At 54.1% G+C, this 20,636-nt stretch carries 17 protein-coding genes and 1 pseudogene; 10 read left to right on the plus strand and 8 right to left on the minus strand.

Annotation, left to right across the window (positions count from 1 at the left end; translation table 11 throughout):
- Positions 1-23: 23 nt before the first annotated feature.
- Positions 24-653, minus strand: coding sequence for an arylesterase (locus ATI45_RS02200; protein WP_098418086.1), 630 nt, complete (start codon positions 651-653; stop codon positions 24-26).
- A gap of 48 nt (positions 654-701) precedes the next feature.
- Between ATI45_RS02200 and ATI45_RS02205 the strand changes: the two genes are divergently transcribed.
- Positions 702-1,430 (plus strand): ABC transporter ATP-binding protein, encoded by a 729-nt coding sequence (locus ATI45_RS02205; protein ID WP_098418087.1) that lies wholly within the window; start codon positions 702-704, stop codon positions 1,428-1,430.
- A complete protein-coding gene (locus tag ATI45_RS02210) occupies positions 1,430-3,916 on the plus strand; it encodes an ABC transporter permease (protein ID WP_098418088.1) in 2,487 nt (828 codons plus the stop codon). The genes ATI45_RS02205 and ATI45_RS02210 overlap by 1 nt, the downstream gene beginning before the upstream one ends.
- Positions 3,917-3,972: 56 nt before the next feature.
- Here ATI45_RS02210 and ATI45_RS02215 read toward each other — a convergent pair whose 3' ends face one another.
- From ATI45_RS02215 to ATI45_RS02225, 3 genes are all read right to left on the minus strand, one after another.
- Positions 3,973-5,163, minus strand: a complete 1,191-nt coding sequence (locus tag ATI45_RS02215; RefSeq protein WP_098418089.1) for an iron-containing alcohol dehydrogenase — start codon at positions 5,161-5,163, stop codon at positions 3,973-3,975.
- Positions 5,160-5,708 (minus strand): hypothetical protein, encoded by a 549-nt coding sequence (locus ATI45_RS02220; protein WP_098418090.1) that lies wholly within the window; start codon positions 5,706-5,708, stop codon positions 5,160-5,162. The genes ATI45_RS02215 and ATI45_RS02220 overlap by 4 nt, the downstream gene beginning before the upstream one ends.
- A 168-nt stretch (positions 5,709-5,876) precedes the next feature.
- On the minus strand, positions 5,877-7,166 hold the full coding sequence (locus tag ATI45_RS02225; RefSeq protein ID WP_098418091.1) for a M48 family metalloprotease: 1,290 nt from the start codon (positions 7,164-7,166) through the stop codon (positions 5,877-5,879).
- Between the two features lie 201 nt (positions 7,167-7,367).
- Between ATI45_RS02225 and htpG the strand changes: the two genes are divergently transcribed.
- The 6 genes from htpG (at position 7,368) to ATI45_RS02255 (ending at position 15,573) form a co-directional block, all read left to right on the plus strand.
- On the plus strand, positions 7,368-9,260 hold the full coding sequence (htpG, locus tag ATI45_RS02230; protein WP_098418092.1) for a molecular chaperone HtpG: 1,893 nt from the start codon (positions 7,368-7,370) through the stop codon (positions 9,258-9,260).
- Positions 9,261-9,279: 19 nt separating this feature from the next.
- Positions 9,280-9,498, plus strand: a complete 219-nt coding sequence (locus ATI45_RS02235; RefSeq protein WP_007351010.1) for a DUF2835 domain-containing protein — start codon at positions 9,280-9,282, stop codon at positions 9,496-9,498.
- A 129-nt stretch (positions 9,499-9,627) separates the two neighbouring features.
- Positions 9,628-10,635: a tRNA dihydrouridine synthase gene (locus ATI45_RS02240; protein WP_098418093.1), complete on the plus strand. Its 1,008-nt coding sequence runs from the start codon at positions 9,628-9,630 to the stop codon at positions 10,633-10,635.
- An 80-nt stretch (positions 10,636-10,715) separates the two neighbouring features.
- Positions 10,716-12,752 carry a dehydrogenase gene (locus ATI45_RS02245; RefSeq protein ID WP_228735912.1) on the plus strand — a complete coding sequence of 679 codons (2,037 nt, stop codon included), beginning with the start codon at positions 10,716-10,718 and terminating at the stop codon, positions 12,750-12,752.
- A 152-nt stretch (positions 12,753-12,904) separates the two neighbouring features.
- Positions 12,905-15,073 carry a catalase/peroxidase HPI gene (gene katG / locus ATI45_RS02250; RefSeq protein ID WP_098418095.1) on the plus strand — a complete coding sequence of 723 codons (2,169 nt, stop codon included), beginning with the start codon at positions 12,905-12,907 and terminating at the stop codon, positions 15,071-15,073.
- Between the two features lie 305 nt (positions 15,074-15,378).
- Positions 15,379-15,573, plus strand: coding sequence for a CsbD family protein (locus ATI45_RS02255; protein WP_098418096.1), 195 nt, complete (start codon positions 15,379-15,381; stop codon positions 15,571-15,573).
- Positions 15,574-15,705: 132 nt separating this feature from the next.
- Here the strand turns inward: ATI45_RS02255 and ATI45_RS23115 are convergent.
- Positions 15,706-15,840 (minus strand): annotated as a pseudogene (locus tag ATI45_RS23115) (ABC transporter ATP-binding protein); the annotation flags it as partial.
- 140 nt (positions 15,841-15,980) lie between these two features.
- Here ATI45_RS23115 and ATI45_RS02265 point away from each other — a divergent pair.
- Both ATI45_RS02265 and ATI45_RS02270 read left to right on the plus strand, forming a co-directional pair.
- Positions 15,981-17,045 (plus strand): NAD(P)H-dependent flavin oxidoreductase, encoded by a 1,065-nt coding sequence (locus tag ATI45_RS02265; protein ID WP_098418097.1) that lies wholly within the window; start codon positions 15,981-15,983, stop codon positions 17,043-17,045.
- Positions 17,046-17,129: 84 nt separating this feature from the next.
- Entirely contained in the window at positions 17,130-17,717 is a 588-nt protein-coding gene (locus tag ATI45_RS02270) for a LysE family translocator (protein ID WP_098418098.1), read from the plus strand.
- Here the strand turns inward: ATI45_RS02270 and ATI45_RS02275 are convergent.
- The 3 genes from ATI45_RS02275 to ATI45_RS02285 form a co-directional block, all read right to left on the minus strand.
- On the minus strand, positions 17,679-18,539 hold the full coding sequence (locus tag ATI45_RS02275) for an AraC family transcriptional regulator (protein ID WP_098418099.1): 861 nt from the start codon (positions 18,537-18,539) through the stop codon (positions 17,679-17,681). The two genes, ATI45_RS02270 and ATI45_RS02275, sit on opposite strands and share 39 nt — an antisense overlap.
- Positions 18,540-18,678: 139 nt before the next feature.
- A complete protein-coding gene (locus ATI45_RS02280) occupies positions 18,679-18,993 on the minus strand; it encodes a high-potential iron-sulfur protein (RefSeq protein ID WP_098418100.1) in 315 nt (104 codons plus the stop codon).
- A gap of 374 nt (positions 18,994-19,367) precedes the next feature.
- Positions 19,368-20,453 carry an ice-binding family protein gene (locus tag ATI45_RS02285; RefSeq protein WP_098421617.1) on the minus strand — a complete coding sequence of 362 codons (1,086 nt, stop codon included), beginning with the start codon at positions 20,451-20,453 and terminating at the stop codon, positions 19,368-19,370.
- Positions 20,454-20,636 lie beyond the last annotated feature (183 nt).

The raw sequence follows: 20,636 nt of genomic DNA on the forward strand, positions 1-20,636 counted from the left end.
ATAAAAGGTTTGTTAGCGGTGACTCAAAGCAAAGGCACCAGGTGGGGCCACACATTGTCCAACAGAATGCTTTGGGCCGGTTCTGTGGGGTGAATGCCATCGCTTTGCATTAAACTGTCGACGTTGTAAATGTCTTCCAGGAAGAAGGGCACCAGTGCGGAGTTGTAGCGCTGTGCAAGATCTCCGAAAATAGCGGCGAAAGCTTGGGTGTAACGGTCGCCGTAATTGGGTGGTATTTGCATACCCACCAGCAAGGTTTGGGCGCCAGCCTGTTGGCTGTTTTTAAGCATCAAGGCCAGGTTTTTTTCGATCACCTGCGGAGGAAAACCGCGCAGGCCATCGTTGCCGCCCAGCTCCACGATCACCAGTTGCGGTTGGTGCTTGTTCAGTAAACCCGGCAGCCGGCGGGCTCCGCCGTCGGCTGTTTCGCCGCTGATGCTGGCATTTACCACGCTCCAGTCGTTGTGGCCATTATCGGCCAGGCGTTGGCGCAGCAAATTTACCCAGGCGGTTTCTTCCGGCACGCCGTAGGCCGCGCTTAGACTGTCGCCCATTACCAGCAGGGTGTTGGCACTGATCAAACCAGGTGTCATAACTAGCACAAGCAGCAGTGCAAATGATCTGACCGCCAGTAAAACCGTATTCTTGAACACTGCGTAGTCTCCTAAATTTTTCGCCACAGGACAGGATTAACCAGAGCCGTGAATCAATCTAATGACCAGACGCGACCGAATCCCCACGTGATATTGCGGGTCAGCAAGCTGACACACAAGGTGGACCTAGAATCCAATACGCTAACGATTTTGCAAGGAGTCAACCTGGAAATCAATCAGGGTGACTCCGTTGCTATTGTCGGGCGCTCCGGCTCCGGGAAAACCACCTTGCTGGGCTTGCTGGCCGGGCTGGACACGCCGAGCGAAGGCAGTATTGAGCTGGATGGTGCAAACATCAGCGCCCTGGGCGAAGACGAACGCGCCGCGCTGCGGGCCCAACGAGTTGGCTTTGTGTTTCAGTCATTTCAATTATTGCCGGCTCTGACCGCTCTTGAAAACGTGATGTTGCCGCTGGAACTGGCCGGTCGCCAAAATGCCGAAGCGCGAGCCCGGGAGCTTTTGCAACGGGTCGGCCTGGGCGAACGTCTGACGCATACCCCGCGGCAATTATCCGGTGGCGAGCAACAGCGGGTGGCTATCGCCCGCGCCTTCGCGTGCGAACCTGCGATCCTATTTGCTGATGAACCCACCGGCAATCTTGATAACCGTACCGGCAAAGACGTATCGGATTTGCTGATGGCACTGAACCGCGAGCAGGGCACCACCCTGGTGATGGTTACTCATGACGAACAGCTGGCGGTCCGCTGTGGCCGACAGTTCCACATTGAGGGTGGCGTGCTGAGCGAGCCAGAAACCCGCCAGAAGGCAGTAAGCTGATGGCTGCCACCGGTAAATTGCAGTCGGTGCGCCGCGAATGGCGCGAGCGCGATGTTCGGGTGGTGCTGGCGGCACTGATCATTGCCGTAGCCACCGTGGCCACCATCGCGTTGTTTGCCAGCCAGTTGCAACGCACTCTGGTGTCATCGGCCAGCTCGTTCCTGGCGGCTGACCGCCAGCTGGAATCGGAAAACGGCCAACCACTGCCGCCGGCCTGGCTCATTGAGGCGCAGCAGCGTGGATTGGAAACAGCAGAAATGACCGAGTTTTCCACCATGGTGTTTGGCGGTGGCAACTTCCAACTGGTTTCGGTGAAAGCGGTCAGCGACGGTTACCCGCTGCGTGGCGAAGTCGAAATTCGCACGGGCTTCGATGAGCCACGGCAAACCCTGAAATCTGGCCCAGCTCCTGGTGAAGTTTGGATAAACCCGCGCTTGCTGCGCTTGCTGGAATTGAATGTGGGCGATGAGCTTGAGCTGGGCACTCGCAAGTTGGTGATCGGCAGTCTGCTGGAGCGTGAGCCTGACGGTGGCTTCAGCCTAGCAGCGTTGGCGCCACGGGTGATGATGCACCAAGCCGATGTGGCATCGACCAGCGTTTTGCAAGAAGGCAGTCGGGTCAGCTTTGTGTATCTTTTTGCCGGCGACGCGGCTGAGCTGTCGGGTTTCGAACAATGGCTACAACCCCAGCTGCAACCCAGTCAGGAATGGCGCAGCGTGCGTGACGGTGAAACTCTGTCGGCGTCACTGGAGCGGGCCGAAAGCTTTCTGCTGCTGGGCGGTAGCCTGGCCGTGCTTCTGGCCGCGGTGGCGGTGGCGGTGGCCAGCCGTCAATACGCCGTGTCGCAGCGCGATACGGTAGCTTTGCTGAAAACTCTGGGCGTCGGCAGCCCTCGCATCGGCCGTTTGTACCTGCGCCGACTGGCCGTTTGGGGCGTTGTCGGCATGGTCGGTGGTTTGCTGGTGGCCTTACCGCTGTTCTGGGGGCTGAGTCAGATACTAGGTGATGTGCTGGATCAACCCGTTGACGTTTACCTTGACCCTAAAGCTCTAACGCCGGCGGTTTTGACGGCTCTGGTGTCGTTGTTCGCTTTTGCTTACCCACCCATACGCCGCCTGCGTAACGTAGCCGCTATGCGGGTGCTGCGCAGTCAGCCGGGTGAATCCCGGCGCGAACTGGTGCCAGACTTTATTATTGGTATCGTCGGCGTGTTTGGTCTGGTGTGGGCCTACGCCGGCGATGTGCAACTGGTGATTGCGCTGTTGGTAGGCCTTGGTCTGCTGCTGGCGACTCTGGTACTGCTGGGCTGGATGCTGGTGCTGAGTTTGCGCAAGGTTCGGGGCGGTGGCAACGCCTGGCGCCTGGCGCTGTTAGGTCTTTACCGGCATCGCCAGGCTAGTTTGTCGCAGATTGCGGTGTTCGCCATGACGCTGATGCTGGCCACCACCCTGATTTTGGTGCGTACCTCGCTGTTGGACGACTGGCGCGCGCAGCTGCCCGAAGGCGCGCCTAACCACTTTATGGTCAATATCAGCCCGCAAGCAGTGGACGATATCGATGAATTCTGGAACAGTCGCGGCCAGCCGCTGGACGCCATGTACCCGATGGTGCGCGGCCGCCTGACGTTGCTTAATGGCGAGCCGATAAAAGAGGCGGTGAGTAAAGACGAGCGGGTGAATGCGTTGAACCGCGAGCTGAACCTGACCTGGATGGACACGCTGCCAGAAAACAACCGCATTGTTGATGGCGAATGGTTTGCCCCGGGCAAAACTGACGGCGTATCGGTGGAGTCTGAGCTGGCTGGAAAGCTTGGCATTACGCCTGGTGACGTACTGACCTTCACCATCGGTTCCGAGCAGATCACTGAAACCGTGACCAGTATCCGCACCGTGCAGTGGGACAGTATGACACCCAACTTCTACGTGGCGTTTTCGCCAGACAGCAGTCTGCGCCAGTTGCCAGCCACCTGGATCACCAGTTTCTTTTTGCCGAAAACGGCGAAAAACGAACTGAACGCGTTTTCCCGCCAGTTCCCCACGGTGTCGGTGCTTGAGGTTGACAATATCATCGAACGAATTCAGCTGATTGTGGTGCAAATCACCCAAGCTATCGAGGCTATTCTGGGGTTGATTCTGGCCGCTGCGCTTGTGGTGATGGCGGCGGTGGTCAGTGCCACTCTGCAGGATCGCCAGCGTGAAGGAGCGCTGCTGCGTACCCTGGGCGGTCGTCAGAGTTTGCTGGTGCGGGCAACCATGCTGGAATTCGCGTTGCTGGGAGGTTTTGCCGGTATTCTCGGAGTTGTTGCGGCGGAAGCAGCGGTGTTCGCCCTTCAGATGAAGATGTTTGAGGGGGATTTTCGCGTTCACTGGCAGGTAGTGCTACCGATTCCGTTTATCAGTGCCGTGGTACTGGCGCTGTTCGGGCGCTGGCAGTTGCGCCCGGTGTTAACCGTGTCGCCGATGCTGCTATTGCGGCGGCTTGAGTAGTTTTTCAGCTTCGCAGCCTTCCGGCTGCGAAGCTGCTGCTTATACAGCGCCCGGGTTTATCCGGCCCAGGCGTTTTCCAATACTGCACGCACGTCTTCCAAATCGGCTTCTTTCGGGTTGAACAGGATAGCGCCGTCGTTGAGCGCCATCTGGGCAATGGCTTCCAACTGGCCATAGGTCACCCTGCCGCTTTCTTTTAGGGTACGCGGCAATTCACACTGCTGGTACAGGGTGTTGCGAATCTTGCGAAGGGCGGCAATGCTGGCTTCGGCGCGGCGGCTGGCCGGCGTAGCGGAATACACTTCAGGGCCGTCCAAATAGAGCAACAGCTCACCCAACGGCTGGCGAATGGTTTCCAGGTTGTATTCCAGCACGTAGGGCAGGTACAGACTCATACACAAGCCGTGGGGCAAGTGGCAGATAGCGCCCGTGGCGTGGCCAAGTGCGTGTACCAGGCCCACCATGGAGTTGGAAAACGCGATGCCCGCCATAGTCGATGCCTGCGCCAACTCCAGGCGGCCGTCGACGTCTTTGGGGTTGTCCATTACCTTGGGCAGAAACTGGCTGACCTTTTTGATGGCTGCTGTGGCATAAGCGTCGCTGAGCGGGTTCTTCGCCATGCAGGTGAAGGCTTCCACCGAGTGAGTCATGGCGTCCATGGCCGTGGCTGCAGTGATGTGCGGCGGCAGGGTGATGGTCATTCGCGGGTCAATAATTGCCGCGTTGGGCAGCAAAAATGGCGACGTAAAGGGCAGTTTAAGGCCTTTTACCTCGTCGGTGATCACCGCCACAGAGGTCACTTCCGAGCCCGTTCCAGCCGTTGTCGGCACCACAAAAAACGGATTCAACGGATGCTTGATCACACCGGCACCGCTGTACTTGGCCAGATCATCGCCGCCTTCAGACACCAAAATGTTCGCCGCTTTACCGGTATCAATAGCCGAGCCACCGCCTACGGCGATGATGGAGTCGCACTTTTCTTTACGGTAGAGCGCGGCGATGGTGCGCACCACTGTGGTGGACGAATCGGGTGGCACGTCATCAAAAATGCAGACAATCTCTAAACCGCTGTCTTCGCAGGCGGCAATCACCGGGTCTAGAAGGCCAGCCGCGCGCACGCCTTTGTCGGTCACAATCATAGGGCGTTTGGCCCCGATGCTGGTCAGTTCGTAAGGAATGTGCTCCAAAGCAGCTCTGCCGGCAATAACCTTCACCGGGCAGAAGAACTCGTAATATTGGCGGTTCATGATGCTCTCGCTGTTTTGATGAAATGGGTCGCAACTCTCAGATAAATTCGGGCGGCGCTGATGAGTTTTTCAGGCAGATGTAAATTGCGGGGGTAGGTTTTCACCGCCCGCTCGGCCACCATTTTCGGCAAAATAAAAGCCTCTAGACGGTTCAGAATGCGGGTCATACGCACTGCGGAACTGATGTTGCCATCCACCAACATGCGATCGTTGGCGAAGGCCACCGAGGTTTTTTCCTGAAAAGACAGCACCAGAAATGCGTGTTCCAGGTGTTTGAATTTTATTGATAAATCGATAGGCCGCGGCGCTTCTCCGCTGTGGTATTTAAAGCGCCCGTCGCCGAGGTGCTCTATTAACAGGCTAGCGCCTTTGGGCATCACCATCATCTGGAATAGAAAACCGGTGGGCAGCGGGCGTGCTTCGTTGCACACCTCGTCGTCCACTTCGCTGACCGCCTGCAAGGCCCGGCCCATTACCTGAAACATAATGTTTACGTACAGCCGTTTGGCTTTTGAGCCCAGTGGCCGAAGGTGCTTTGTTGCCATGGTTATTACCCATTGTGAATGTCACTGTGGGTATTTTTAGAGTGATTACTCTATAAAGTCAATCCGCCTTACCGGGCTGTCGCTCAAAACCGTGGCTGTGATCATTTTTTGCCATAAAAAAAGCCGCAGGCTGTTAAGTCTGCGGCTTTAGAAGCTGCGATCAACGGGTTATTGGGTCAGGCGCGCCAACTTGGCCTGAGCTTCCTGGCCGATTTCACCACCGGCCTGGGCAGCAGTGCGGTAGTTGGCAACGGCCTCGCCACGGTCGTTTTGTTTCACTGCAATGTCTCCCAGGCGCAGAAATGCGATGGACGTAGGCACCGACTGGTTGGCCTGGGTCAGATTGTCTTTGGCTTTGCCCAGGTTATTTTGTTCCAGAGCGTTCAGGCCGTTGTAGATACGGTACACATACATTTCCGGGTAAAGCTCAACCGCCTTGTCAAAATCCTTAGCGGCTTTGTCCAGATTTTCCTGCTGCTGGTACAAACGCCCGCGCAGGTTGTAGAACATCGCTTCTCGCGGGGCCAGCTTGATCGCCTGGTTCACCTTGTCGATGGCCGCCGCGTATTCTTTCTTGCCAGCCAATTCCACCGCCTTGTCGTGGGCGTCGTAAGCGGGTTGCAGTTTTCGCAGCAGGGCGGTTTTCTTCTGGTATACGTCTTCACCGCGATAGCCGCCGCTACCGATTTCGCTCACCAGCTTACGGTTCTCGGCCACCCGTTTGGCGGATGGCGGGTGAGTGGCAAACAGTCCGTCGATGAATCCGGCGCTGCGGCCCTTGGACATTTCCAGAAAAATCTGCTGCAGCTCTACAGCGGCCTGGGGGTCATAGCCGGCCGCTTTCATATAGCGGATGCCGTAATAGTCGGACTCCAGTTCGTCACCCTGGCTGTATTGCGCCAGCGCCAGTTGTGCGCCAACGGCCGCGCCGCCCATCACCATGCCCGCCCATTCGTTATCCGTCAGCGCCAGGCCCAGAGCACCCACTCCCAAGCCTATAATCTGCGCCTGCTGCATACGCTGCACACTGTGGCGAGCGGCGGCGTGCACAATCTCGTGGCCCAGCACCGAGGCCAGCTGGGCTTCATCGCTGAACGCAGTCAGCAGGCCGCGATTGATGGCAATCTTGCCGCCGGGCAGGGCCCAGGCGTTGGGCACGCTGCTGTTCAGCACCACAAAATCGTAGGGCAGGTCGGGTCGGTCGCTCACCGCCGCCAGTTTCATGCCCACTTCGCGTACGTACACGGTCAGCTCAGGGTCGAGATAAAACAGGCCTCCCTGGGTTTGCTGTGTCGGTTTGTATTGCTCGGCACCCATGCTCAATGCCTGATTTTCTGGAATAATGGACAGTTGGCGTTCCCCGGTGACCGGATTGACTGAACAGCCGGCCAAAGTAAAAGCCAGTGTTAGCGCGGTAAGTAGGGCTTTCAACATCTGGGATTTGGTGATTGGGTTCACTGCGAGCTCCTGGTAATTCACACGTAATGAGGGCTTTATAGCATAGGTGGCGTTCCGTCTTGCTACTCACTGACGTTAAATCCGCTGACTTGTTAGCCTTGAAATGCTTCCGGGTGGCCCCATTTCTGCTCCCATGATCCATGGCGTTGCACAAATCGCCACTTATTTTACGTTCCACAGTAGTCAGGAGAGACACGTACCATGACGGTTGAATCGCAAAAAGAAACTCTGGGTTTCCAGACCGAAGTAAAGCAGCTGCTACAGCTGATGATTCACTCCTTGTATTCCAACAAGGAAATCTTCCTTCGCGAGCTGGTTTCCAACGCTTCTGACGCAGAAGACAAGCTGCGCTTCGCCGCTCTTAAAGACGACGGCCTGTACGAAGGCGATTCCGAACTCAAAATCCGCCTGGCGTACGATGCCGAAGCCAATACCGTTACCCTGAGTGACAACGGCATTGGTATGGCCCGCGAAGACGTGGTCAGCAATTTGGGCACCATTGCCCGTTCCGGTACTGCGGATTTCCTTAAACAGTTGTCAGGCGATGAGAAAAAAGACAGCAAGCTGATAGGCCAGTTCGGTGTGGGCTTTTACTCGTCATTCATTGTGGCTGACCAGGTAGACGTATTTACCCGCCGCGCCGGTGCACCCGCATCCGAAGGCGTACATTGGGCGTCTAAAGGCGACGGTGAATTCACCATCGAAACCGTTGAACGCGCCCAGCGTGGCACCGAGATTGTGTTGCAGTTGAAGCCGGAAGCCAAAGAATTTGCCGATGGCATGCGCCTGCGCAATCTGGTGAAGAAGTACTCTGACCACATTTCGTTCCCGGTGGTTATGGCGTCTGAATCCGAGGAAGAAGAGCAAAAGGGCAAAGACGAAACCGTCAACGATGCCACTGCGCTCTGGACACTGCCGCGCACGGAAATTAAAGATCAGGAATACAAAGAGTTCTACAAGCACATCTCCCACGATTTTGAAGACCCGCTGAGCTGGTCTCATAATAAAGTGGAAGGCAAGCTGGATTACACCAGCCTGTTGTACCTTCCGGCTCGCGCGCCGTTTGACCTGTACAACCGCGAAACACCCCGTGGCCTGAAACTCTACGTTCAGCGCGTATTCATTATGGACGACGCCGAACAGTTCCTGCCGCTGTACCTGCGCTTCACCAAGGGTGTGATTGATTCCAGCGATCTGTCGCTGAACGTGTCCCGTGAAATTCTGCAGAACGACAGCATCGTCGATAGCATTCGCACCGCGGTCACCAAGCGGGTTCTGGACATGTTATCGAAGCTGTCCAAGAAAGAAGGCGACGAGTTCCAGAAATTCTGGAACGAGTTTGGCGCTGTGCTAAAAGAAGGTCCGGCGGAAGACTTTGGCAACCGCGAAAAAATTGCCGGTCTGCTGCGTTTTGCTTCCACTCATACTGGTGAAGAAACTCAGAATGTATCGCTGGAGCACTACATCGGCCGCATGAAAGAAGGCCAGAAAAAGATTTACTACATCACCGCTGACAACTTCATGGCCGCCAAGAGCAGTCCGCACCTGGAAGTGTTCCGCAAGAAAGGCATTGAAGTGCTGATTCTGTCTGACCGCATTGACGAGTGGATGATGGGCTACCTCAATGACTTCGACAGCAAGCAGTTCCAGGACGTGGCTCGCGGCGAGCTGGATCTGGGCGATGTCGAAACCGAAGAAGACAAAAAGCACCAGGAAGAAGCCACCAAAGAACATCAAGGCCTGCTCGAACGCATCAAAAAAGCCTTGGAAGAACGGGTTCAAGAAGTGCGCGTAACCAACCGGTTGACCGATTCACCAGCCTGCCTGGTAGTGGCGGATTTCGACATGGGCGCCCAGATGAAGAAGATTATGGAAGCTGCTGGCCAGAGCGTGCCAGACAGCAAGCCGATCTTCGAAATCAACGTGGACCACCCGCTGGTGCAGCGTCTGGAGCGTGAGCAGAGTGAAGATCGCTTTGGCGAGCTGTCTGCGGTTCTGCTTGACCAAGCTACCCTGGCCAGTGGCGAACAGCTGAAAGACCCAGGCGCTTACGTAACACGCCTGAACCGTCTGCTGTTGGAGCTGGCTAACTAAGCCAGACCGGACACGATCCATGCAGCGCATTGTGGTGGACATTAGCATTGGCCCTGACGAGTGGATAAAGCTCTATCAGGGCCTTGCACAAGATGTGACCGCACGAGCCCGGGACGGACGCTCTGTCCGTTTTCCGGCTCGAATTCTTTCCCGTTTTTATTTGAACGATGGTGTTCGTGGCAGTTTTTGCATCAGCTTCAACGACCAAGGCAAGTTTGAAACCATAGAACGCGTATAATCCCTTCTTCTCTATCTCCTGATTTTTTGGCATTCTCGGTGCCACTTTTGTTATCGCTCTTTTTGTCAGTCTATTTATCACTCTTTTTATCACTCTTTCACCGCTGTTTTGACCTGCTCTGGAGCGCTCATGCGAATTATTCTGGCCCCGATGGAAGGGCTGGTGGATGCACCTATCCGTGAAACTCTCACTAAAGTGGGGGGTATTGACCGGTGCGTAACCGAATTTATTCGTGTGACCCACGGCATGCTGCCGCCGCGAATTTTCTACAAGTATGCCCCCGAACTTCATAACAACTCGCTGACCCGTGTGGGTGTGCCGGTGGCGGTTCAGCTGCTGGGTTCCGACCCGCACATGATGGCCCGCCACGGTGCCAAAGCCGCAGAACTGGGCGCCACCCAGGTGGATATCAACTTTGGCTGCCCGGCCAAAACCGTAAACAAGCATAAGGGCGGCTGTGTGTTGATGCGCGAGCCTGAGCTGATGCACGAAATTGTTGTCGCCGTGCGCCAGGCTGTGCCTGCGAAGGTTCTAGTAACCGCCAAAATGCGCCTGGGTTACGACGACCGTTCCATGGGTGTGGCCTGCGCGCAAGCTTTAGAGGCCGCCGGTGCCGGCGAAATCGTGATTCACGCCCGCAGCAAAAAAGACGGCTATAAGCCGCCTGCCTACTGGGAAGAAATTGCCAAGGCGCGGGAAGCGGTAAAGGCCAAGGTCATCGCCAACGGTGACATTTTTACGGTGGCCGACTACTGGCGCTGTCGTGAAGTGTCCGGCTGTGACGACGTGATGATCGGCCGTGGCCTGGTGGCGCGGCCTGATCTGGCACGCCAAATTCGTGCCAGCCAGCGTGGTGAAAGCATCGAGCTGATGACGTGGCCGGAAGCACTGACTCTGGTGCAGGAATACGGGGTCGCACTTCAGGGCTGGCTGGAGGACAAGTACGTAACCGGGCGCATCAAGCAATGGATGAATTATTTACGCCAGGGTTTTAGCGAAGCCGAAGCCCTTTGGCCCCAGGCACGAAAAATTCGTGAAGTGGCACCTATGTTCGAGTTCCTTAATCAGGCCACAGCCGTCGATCAACGATTAATTGATTTCGGCCAACAGCAGGGTTTCGCGAACAGTCTAAGCTAGTGTGTTGATATCAGATATCTGATATCAGATATTTGGATTTTAACCAACAAGGATCGCCCGCAAAGAAAACCGTGGTCAGTGTGAGTTTGGGTTCCAGTGAACACGATTACGATGTGCAAACCACTTTCCTAGGGCAACCGTTTCGGGTAATTCGAACCGGAACTAATGCAAATCCGCAGCGGGCGGAGCGGGTTCTGCGGGCCTTGGAAGTGGACGCGATTGGTCTGAGTATGGTCCATGACCATTATCAGATCGGCCGCGAGCGCCTGATAAACGCGCAAACTGCGCAGTTGGAAGCCTGTGTGCCAAACACATCGGTAACAACGGGCGTTGGCCTGCGGGGCATACTGCAGGAATGGGCGGTGCGCCGAACCCAGGTGAGCCTGGGGCATTTTTTTGATAACGCCCGGGTACTGTGCCTGAATAGCAAAGCCAGCTATCGCATCGCCCGCGCTTTGAGCGAGCGCACCGAAAATTTTCAGTTTGCCGACCCTTATCTTGAGTACGGCGTACCCGGTTTTCTGACGTCTCTGGCGCAGCTTGAACGCTATGTTGCGCTGACGGCGCCTTTGGCCAAGACCCCGAGCGCTGTAAGAATTGTGGAAGCGCTGTTGGGCGGCCCACTGTATCGCATGGGGAAAAAACGCGTACAAAGGGGCTTGCAGTCGGCGGTAAAAAAAGCCCACGTCATTGTTGGCAATATGGGTGACCTGGCGCCATTCACCCGTGAACAGCTGGACGGCAAAACCGTGATTACCTCGCGGGTGTCGGAATCCGGCCTGGACTGGATGCGCTCCCGCGGCGTGGCCATGGTTGTGGATTACAGTCCGTGGCTGGAAGGCCGCCCGGTTGGCGTGAATGTGATGGAGGCGATGATCAGCGCGGCTCTTTCACGGGCGCCGGCACAACTGGGGCCGGATGATTATCTGGAAGTCATCCAGAATCTGGGCATAGAGCCACGCATTCTTTACCCCGACGGCTATCGCCGCATTAACCGCATGGCGTTTGTGATTCACCCTCTGTCACAGCAGTATCTGACCAAGACTCCACCGCTTGACCTGATTGCCGCGGTATCACCCAAATCGGTGATGAATCTGATCGAAAAAGCCGTGGCCTATGCGCCGCCATTTATTTATTCCGAAATATCCGGTTTGAAGTCGCCCACCGGCGACGAAGTGGAAGGCTATCTGATTACCGTGGGTGGCACGCCAAAAGAAATCATGGCCCACGACCCCGAATTTACTTATAGCCGCCTTTTGGCTGCCGCCGAACTGGCAAAAAAACTGGGCGCGCAAATTATGGGGCTGGGTGCGTTTACCAAAGTGGTGGGTGACGCCGGCATTACCGTCGCCAAGCGAGCGCCGCTGCCTATCACCACCGGCAATAGTTACAGTGCCTCTGGTGCCTTGTGGGCTGCCCACGAAGCCGTGAAGAAGATTGGCCGCGCCAAAATAGGCGATAACGGCAAAATGCAGGGCAAGGCTATGGTGGTTGGCGCCACCGGTGCCATTGGCTCTGTGTGCGCACGCCTGCTGGCAAAAGCTGTGGATGAGATTTATCTGGCGGCACCAGAACCGGCAAAACTGCTGGCGTTAAAAGCGGCTATTGAACAGGAAACCCCGGGCGCTATCGTGCACGTGGCCGGCGCAGCCGATCGTGATCTGGCGCAGATGGACATGATTGTGACGGCCACCTCTGGCGCGGGTAAGCGGGTGCTGGACATCATGCAGGTAAAACCTGGCTGCGTAATTACCGACGTGGCCCGGCCTTTGGACATTTCAGCGGAAGACGTTGCCAAACGGCCTGATGTGTTGGTGATCGAATCCGGTGAAATCTTGTTGCCCGGCAACGTCCGCATGAAAGATATAGGCTTACCCAAAGGCATTGCCTACGCCTGCCTGGCGGAAACTATGGTACTGGCGCTGGAAGGGCGGTTCGAGAATTTTACCCTGGGCCGCAATATTGAATGGGAGAAAGTTCGGGAGATCTACAAATTGGGTCTGAAGCACGGTATGACACTGGCGGCCATTTCCGGGGTGAACGGTGTGTTTACTGAAGAAGATTTTGCGCGTGTGCGTTTGCTGGCGGAACAAGCTGATGCGGCTGCACTTTCATAGTCAAAAGCTAACAGCTGCAGCAGTAAAAGAAAATTATCTTAATGTTAGCCTGCTGCCTTATAGTCACATTACGCTACAGCACAGAAGCAATCCATAATTGCGACTCTGTCTTTGAGTGAAGCTAACGTTCCCTGAAAAAAGTGGAGAAAAACATGGCTGACAACAGCCCTACTGCAGGTAAATGCCCGGTAATGCACGGTGGAAACACCACATCTGGCGGCAGCAATATGAAGTGGTGGCCCAGCGCCCTTAACCTGGCCATCCTTAATCAGCACGATAGCAAAACCAAGCCGTTGGGTGCCGCTGTTAACTATCGTGAAGAGCTGAAAAAGCTGGATGTTGATGCTCTTAAAAAAGACCTGACCGACTTGATGACCGATAACCAGGATTGGTGGCCGGCGGATTGGGGCCATTACGGTGGATTGATGATTCGCCTGGCGTGGCACGCAGCCGGTTCCTACCGCGTTGCCGATGGCCGTGGTGGCGCAGGCACCGGCAATCAGCGTTTCGCTCCGCTAAACTCCTGGCCGGATAACGGCAACCTCGACAAAGCCCGCCGGCTGCTGTGGCCCATAAAGCGGAAGTACGGCAACAAACTAAGCTGGGCTGACCTGATTGTGCTGGCGGGTAACGTGGCTTATGAATCCATGGGCTTCAAAACCTTCGGCTTCGCCTTTGGCCGCGAAGACATCTGGCACCCGGAAGAAGACATTTATTGGGGCGCAGAAGACGAGTGGCTGGCTACCAGCGATAACGCAAAGAGCCGTTATTCCGGTGAGCGCGACCTTGAAAATCCTCTGGCGGCGGTGATGATGGGTCTGATCTACGTGAACCCCGAAGGCGTTGACGGCAACCCGGACCCGCTTGCAACTGCCCACGACGTGCGCGAAACGTTCAAGCGTATGGCCATGAACGACGAAGAAACGGTCGCGTTGACCGCAGGTGGCCACACCGTGGGTAAATGCCACGGTAACGGCGATCCGGCAAACTTGGGCGAAGCACCGGAAGGTGCTGAGGTAGAAGAGCAGGGCCTGGGCTGGAATAAAAAGACCGGTACAGTCGGTAATCACACCGTCACCAGCGGTCTTGAAGGTGCCTGGACCACCAACCCCACCCAATGGGACGACGGCTACTTTAAATTGCTGATGAACCACGAGTGGGAACTGACCAAGAGCCCGGCCGGCGCTTGGCAGTGGGAGCCGGTGGACATGAAAGAAGAAGACAAGCCGGTGGATGCAGAAAACCCGTCTGTGCGTCGCAACCCGATCATGACCGACGCCGACATGGCCATGAAAATGGACCCGGCGTACCGCAAAATCTCTGAGAGATTCGCTAGTGATCAGGCCTACTTTGAAGACGTGTTTGCCCGCGCCTGGTTCAAGCTGACTCACCGCGACCTTGGACCAAAAGTGCGCTACGTTGGTCCGGAAGTACCTCAGGAAGAACTGATCTGGCAAGACCCGATCCCGGCCGGCAATACCGGTTATGACGTAGAAACAGTTAAAGCAAAGATCGCTGCCAGTGGCTTGAACGCTACCGACATGATCAATACCGCTTGGGACAGCGCCCGTACCTACCGCGGCTCGGACATGCGTGGCGGCGCCAACGGAGCTCGAATTCGTCTGGCCCCCCAGAAAGACTGGGAAGGCAACGAGCCTGAGCGCCTGGGCCGCGTATTAAGTGTGCTGGAAGCGATTGCCGCAGATACAGGCGCCAGTGTGGCCGATGTGATTGTGCTGGCAGGTAACGTTGGCATAGAGCAGGCGGCCAAAGCCGCGGGTGTAAACGTAAACGTGCCATTCTCAGCCGGCCGTGGCGATGCCACCGACGAGATGACCGATGTGGAATCTTTCGAGCCGCTGGAACCCATTCACGATGGCTTCCGTAATTGGGTGAAAAAAGATTACACGGTTACCCCTGAAAAACTGTTGCTGGATCGTGCTCAGCTGATGGGCCTGACAGCGCCAGAGATGACGGTACTACTAGGCGGAATGCGTGTGCTTGGCACCAACCACGGTGGCAGCAAACACGGCGTATTCACCAACAGGGAAGGGCAACTGACCAACGACTTCTTTGTGAATCTGACCGACATGGGAAACAGCTGGAAACCGACCGGAAAGAACTCCTACGAGATTCGCGATCGCAAAACAGACGCGGTGAAGTGGACTGCTACCCGAGTAGACCTGGTGTTCGGTTCCAACTCGATTCTGCGTTCCTACGCAGAACTGTATGCTCAGGACGACAACAAAGAGCGCTTTGCGCACGACTTTGTGACCGCCTGGGCCAAAGTTATGAACGCTGACCGGTTTGATATCGCGTAAGTGTAAATGGTATTTAAAAGGGCGCTTCAACGAGAGTTGAGGCGCCCTTTTTTTATTAAAAATGACACTTTCAAAATCAACGTATTTTATCTAAACATAAATATATTATGAATTAATCGCAACGCTATAGTCGTTGTTAAAGTTCGGCGCTTATGCGAACTTAGGTCGTGACGCAGCGCAGAGTTTTTTGTAACACGTTTCTACTCTGCTCTGCCGTTTTATTTGTTGCATTGTCGAATCAAGAGTCTGATGAAGTTGTTAATCAACAGCTTATTAGTAAAGACTAATCAAATTTGGAGATTGCTATGAATAAAGATATCGCCGAAGGTAAGTGGAAGCAGATGAAAGGCTCGATTCGTGAAAATTGGGGCAAACTGACCGACGATGATGTAGATGAGATTGGTGGCCGCAAAGATAACTTTTTGGGCAAGGTTCAGGAAAAATACGGCATGAGTCAGGAAGATGCCGAAAAAGAGTGGGATAAGTTACATAACTCTTAAGAATTTGCGGTTTTGATCATCGCTTAAATCGATGTCTGCATTGTAATGTTTCATACGTTCGGTGCAGGTATCGGTTTTTCAATTTGAAGTGAATGTTTTACACTAGCGCCTCAAACGTATTTACCGAAGCCTTTATTCTAACCCCCGCCCTTCACCCGCTTCCTCTTGAGTCACTCCGTCGCGTATGTGATAAATGCGTTTGAACGTTGGAATGATTTCTTCATCGTGTGTCACAACGATAATCGCTGTTTCGTACTTTCGCGCCATTATCTGAGTGCAGAACCGGTGGGTGTTGCCAACATCTCTCGCGCAACTAACGACACCAGGACTCAAAAAAAGGATACTGAAGGCTGACGAAAAATGGGCAGGCCTAACAACACACTGGCATTGGTTTTCAAGGATTATTAATGCACGCGACTTCGGATTTTATTGAAAAACTGGGCATTCGCTTCCCGATTATTCAGGCACCGATGGCTGGGGTATCTACGCCGGAATTGGCCGCTGCGGTCTCGAACGCAGGCGGGCTTGGTTCATTGGGGGTTGGCGCCAGCACTATTGACCAGGCTCGAAAGATGATCGAACAGACGCGCCGGCTAACCGAACAGCCGTTCAACGTGAACGTCTTTTGCCACGCCCCTGCAACGCGAGACCCTGATAGAGAAAATGCGTGGCTTGCGCATCTTGCTCCGCTGTTCAGCGAAGCCGGGCTGGATACGCCCGATCAGCTCGACGAAATTCACACATCATTTCTTGTTGGCGACGAACAATTCGAGATGTTGCTTGAGCTGCGCCCGGCGGTCGTCAGTTTTCATTTCGGCATACCCTCTGCCGACCGCATTGCCTGTTTGCGTGAGGCTGGCATTTACACCATGGCAACGGCGACGAATCTTCACGAAGCCAGGCTGATTGAACAAGCGGGAATAAACGCCATTGTTGCCCAAGGTATTGAAGCTGGCGGGCACAGGGGCATGTTTAACCCAGAGGTAACAGATGAGTGCTTGAGCACAATGGTGTTTGTGCGGCTGCTTGCGGCAAAAACCACACTTCCCATCATTGCGGCGGGCGGCATTATGGATGGCTATGCCATCAACTCGGTGCTGAACCTTGGCGCGGTAGCCGCCCAGCTTGGAACAGCCTTTGTTCTGTGCCCCGAATCTGCGGCCAATAGCGCCTATCGCGAAAATCTGAAAAGCCAACGAGCATCGCAGACACGATTGACGGATGTCCTATCCGGCCGGCCGGCACGGGGGATAGTTAATCGATTGATTACATTTGGCGAAGCAGACGGCAGCCCGTTTCCCGCGGATTATCCGCTGGCTTACGATGCGGCTAAACGGCTCAGTGGAGCCGCGTCCAAACTGGGAAACAACGAATTTGCCGCACAATGGGCGGGGCAGGGAGCGCCGCTGGCGCGTGAGCTGCCAGCGGCGGAGTTGATGAGCGTGCTGATGGCTGAAACTCGCATTGAATAGTAGATATACCTCAATTTTGTTCAATATACTATGCTGCCGGGCATGTCAGAATCCGCTCCTGATTCGACCGGAGAGTGTATAACCATGTCTTTGATTCTGCCCATGTGCGCGTTTGCCTTAGCGGCCTCTATTTCACCCGGGCCTGTAAATCTTGTGTGCCTGAGCAGTGGTACCCGCTACCCGATTGCCACCGGCTTAACGTTTGTTACCGGTGCCACGCTGAGTTTTATCGTGCTCTTCATTGCGGTAGGGCTGGGTCTTTATTCACTATTGACGGTGGTGCCGGGGCTGCAAAGTGTGTTGCGTTGGGCGGGTGTCGCATTTTTGCTTTATCTGAGTATCAAGTTAGCCCTGGACAGCGGTCAATTGCCGGACGCTGGCCGCAAAAAGGCACCGGGATTCATGACAGGCGCCTTAATGCAGTGGTTGAACCCCAAAGCCTGGCTTGCCTCCGCTTCTGGCATCGGGGCGTTCACTAACGCAAACGATCTGAACCAGGTCCTGCTGTTTGCTGCTCTTTACCTGCCAATCTGCTGGTTGTCACTGGCTTGCTGGGTTTACGCCGGCGCATTCTTGCGCCGATATGTTCAAAAGCCCATCATTCTGATGACCATCAACCGCACACTGGCGTTATTACTTGCTGCCAGCTGCGTGTATCTTCTCGTTGGCTGAACCGAGACGGTACTGGTTTGGAGTTGCGGCCACTCGTAGCTTGAACGCACGCTGAAAGTGAGGCTGATCGGCAAAACCTGCATTCAGGGCTGCCTCGGCAATGGGCGTGCCTTGTTTTAGCTCACTTTGGCCGAGTTGCACGCGTCGGTTCACTAAGTACGCATGGGGGGTAAAACCGAATGCCTGTTTAAAGGAGCGGATCAAATGGCCCTCGCTTAAACTTGAAAGGGCGCATAGGGTCTCCAGCGAAACATCTTCCGTTGCATGCTGATCTATATAGCGAGCCAGCTGTGTTAAAACATCCGCGGTAGCCGGTTGCTGATTGATTGGCTGAGTTGCCAGCTTGTGCATCAGACCTGATAGAAACGTGTCTAATTCTCTCTGCTTGTCTGTCACCGCAGACTGGGTATCCAAAAGGCAATCTGCGAGATGGCAGTAACGATCGAACCAGCGGCTATCGGATAGCACAGCCGTGTGTAGATCCTGCCAGGCTGGGGTAGGGAGTAAACCCGCCTGGAATCGCAGATTTGTTAACCACTGCGTATCAACATACATCATTAAATATGACCAGGGACGGTTATCTATTGGATTGCACGCGTGCGCCCACTCCGGATTCATCGTCACCAGGTCTCCGGCACTGACAGGAAAATGGTTGTCGCGATAGCGAAACGTACTTGCTCCGCTGGTAATCGCACCTAACGACCAATGTGGATGGCTGTGGAGGGCATAGCAGACCTGGCGCCCGTCCGCGACCTTACGAAGTTCTACGTGAGGCATGCGTTCGTCGCGCCAGAAAATCGGGGAAAATGAAGAAGCGATCATTGCTTGTCATCCTGAAAAATGCTCAGGTAACTTACTTCACGTTTACGACTTTTAAAAGAAAACCGGTGCAGATTTATTTTCTTGGGAAAACAATCGGTCACCGGTTTTTTTTAAAACTTCATCATTCAAACGTTGGTAATCAGGCCTTCGCGACCCAAGTCTGACACCAGCCGTTGGTCTCTACGCTATTTTGCGGGAACAATGTACAGCCATTGTTGGTTTCTTGGAAAAAATTGCAGTTTGCGCAGTGTTCACCTGCCGCATAAGCCGGGTGGCCGGCGGCCTCTTCGGCCACTTTAACGTAGTTCAGCCCTTTGGCTTGAGCGGTTGTTGGGTCGAGCGGTGGAAGGCTTTGGGCGAAAGCGCGCTGAGATAGTATGCCCATACCAAGAGGTAGAGCAGCCATACCGAGCAAACTGTGACGCATAAACTTGCGACGACTCTGATCAGCCATGATAGTTCCTTGTATGTGTTTAAATTAGGAATATTAACCAGCTATTAATCTTCACGATGTTTTATACGTTTCACAGTGATAATAGATCGAATTGAAAAAACATTCAAATCTTCACTTCATGCAGATCAACTTGTTTATTAAATAAGAAAGAGGTTGATAATTAAACAGCTTTTTAAATGAGATGCATTCTCAATATGTTTCAATAATAATAAAGATAATAATAATAATTATCATTATTTATTCCGCCTGCGTGTTTCTAGCAGTGAGCTAAAGCAGGCGCAGCGAGAAACAATACTTGCTTAATGACTAATAAGTTCATGATACTAAAGATAATAGCACTCGGCGGTCTTCAGCTCCAAGTGCAACACATTGGTTCAATGAACGCCCGCTTTCTTTCGTCTAGCGATGCCAAATAAAGCTAGACCTAAACCCAACAATAAGGCTGTTGAAGGCTCGGGTACGCGGACTAGATTATTGTAAGCGGTAGCTGCGCCGTTTTTGCAACCGTCCGCTCCCAAGGTGGCATTTGCGCCTAAAGTGACATAATTTGTCGCTGAAAAAGCGCCGCCACAATAGTCACCTACGCCTAATATCACAGCACTGTCCCCGGCGGAAATGTAGCCTTTCGATAGAACAAGGCCTCTGAATTTCGCTCCGGCGCCGAGTGTTGTGTAACCTTCGCCGGCCCCGACAGTTTTGTCGCCTAAGATATTCCAGATAATGCTGCTCTCATCGGTTACGTTTAAAAACTCTATATTTGCGAGCGCACCAACGGTCATGTAGTTCGAGATATTGAAAACCCAAGAGGCATCTACACCTCCGCCATCAAGGGTGATGGTTTTGCCGGCAGCAACCGTTAGATAATCTGCGACACTGTAGATGCCAGCTTCGAGCAGTTCGTCGTTTGTCCCGAAACCGACGGCTAGTTGCGTCCCTTGTCCGAGATTTTTGAGCGTTTGTTGGGCAGACTCAATATTTTCCGTCTGAATGATTACTTTGGGAGCGCTATACCCAGGTTCCATTGTAAGGTCTTGTGTCGTGTTATTTACGGTAGCGGTGAGATCTATTGTTGTAGTCGTTCCGCTCTCAACACTGCCCGCGACACTGGCCGAATTGCCGAAGCTTGCGTAGGTTCCTGTTTTAATGTCGCCGCTGAGCCCGGCACCTGCGCCAGCGCTTGTGTATGTGCCACTTTTAATATTGCCTTTGACCGCTCCCGAGGCGCCGATAGATGCGAAGGTTCCAGCCTCAATATTACCGCCAGCAATTGAACCCGCACCTGTTGATATCGCGCCGGGGCTCTGCATATTGCCACCGGCGGTTGCCCATGCACCTACGGTTACGTAAACATTGGCATAAATCGACTGGTTATTTAGCTCAGCATTTAACAAGGGCATCGCTTGTGCGCTAGACGCCGCAGCGATGATCGAAATAAAGAGTAGTGATTTAGTGTGTTTCATGGAGGTCCTTTTTCATAATATCCATTGAAAAAATAACACTGCAAGTGAGCCAAAAACCTAGAAGCCATGATTAGTGCTTTTTTGAAACTAGTAGAATTTTCACCTATTTGGCCCTTATTTTTATTAATGCATTTATCATGCCATTATATTTAATATAAATATAAATCATGAGTTTGGAATTAT

The organism is Marinobacter sp. LV10MA510-1, assembly GCF_002563885.1.
In the GTDB taxonomy this organism is placed as follows: domain Bacteria; phylum Pseudomonadota; class Gammaproteobacteria; order Pseudomonadales; family Oleiphilaceae; genus Marinobacter.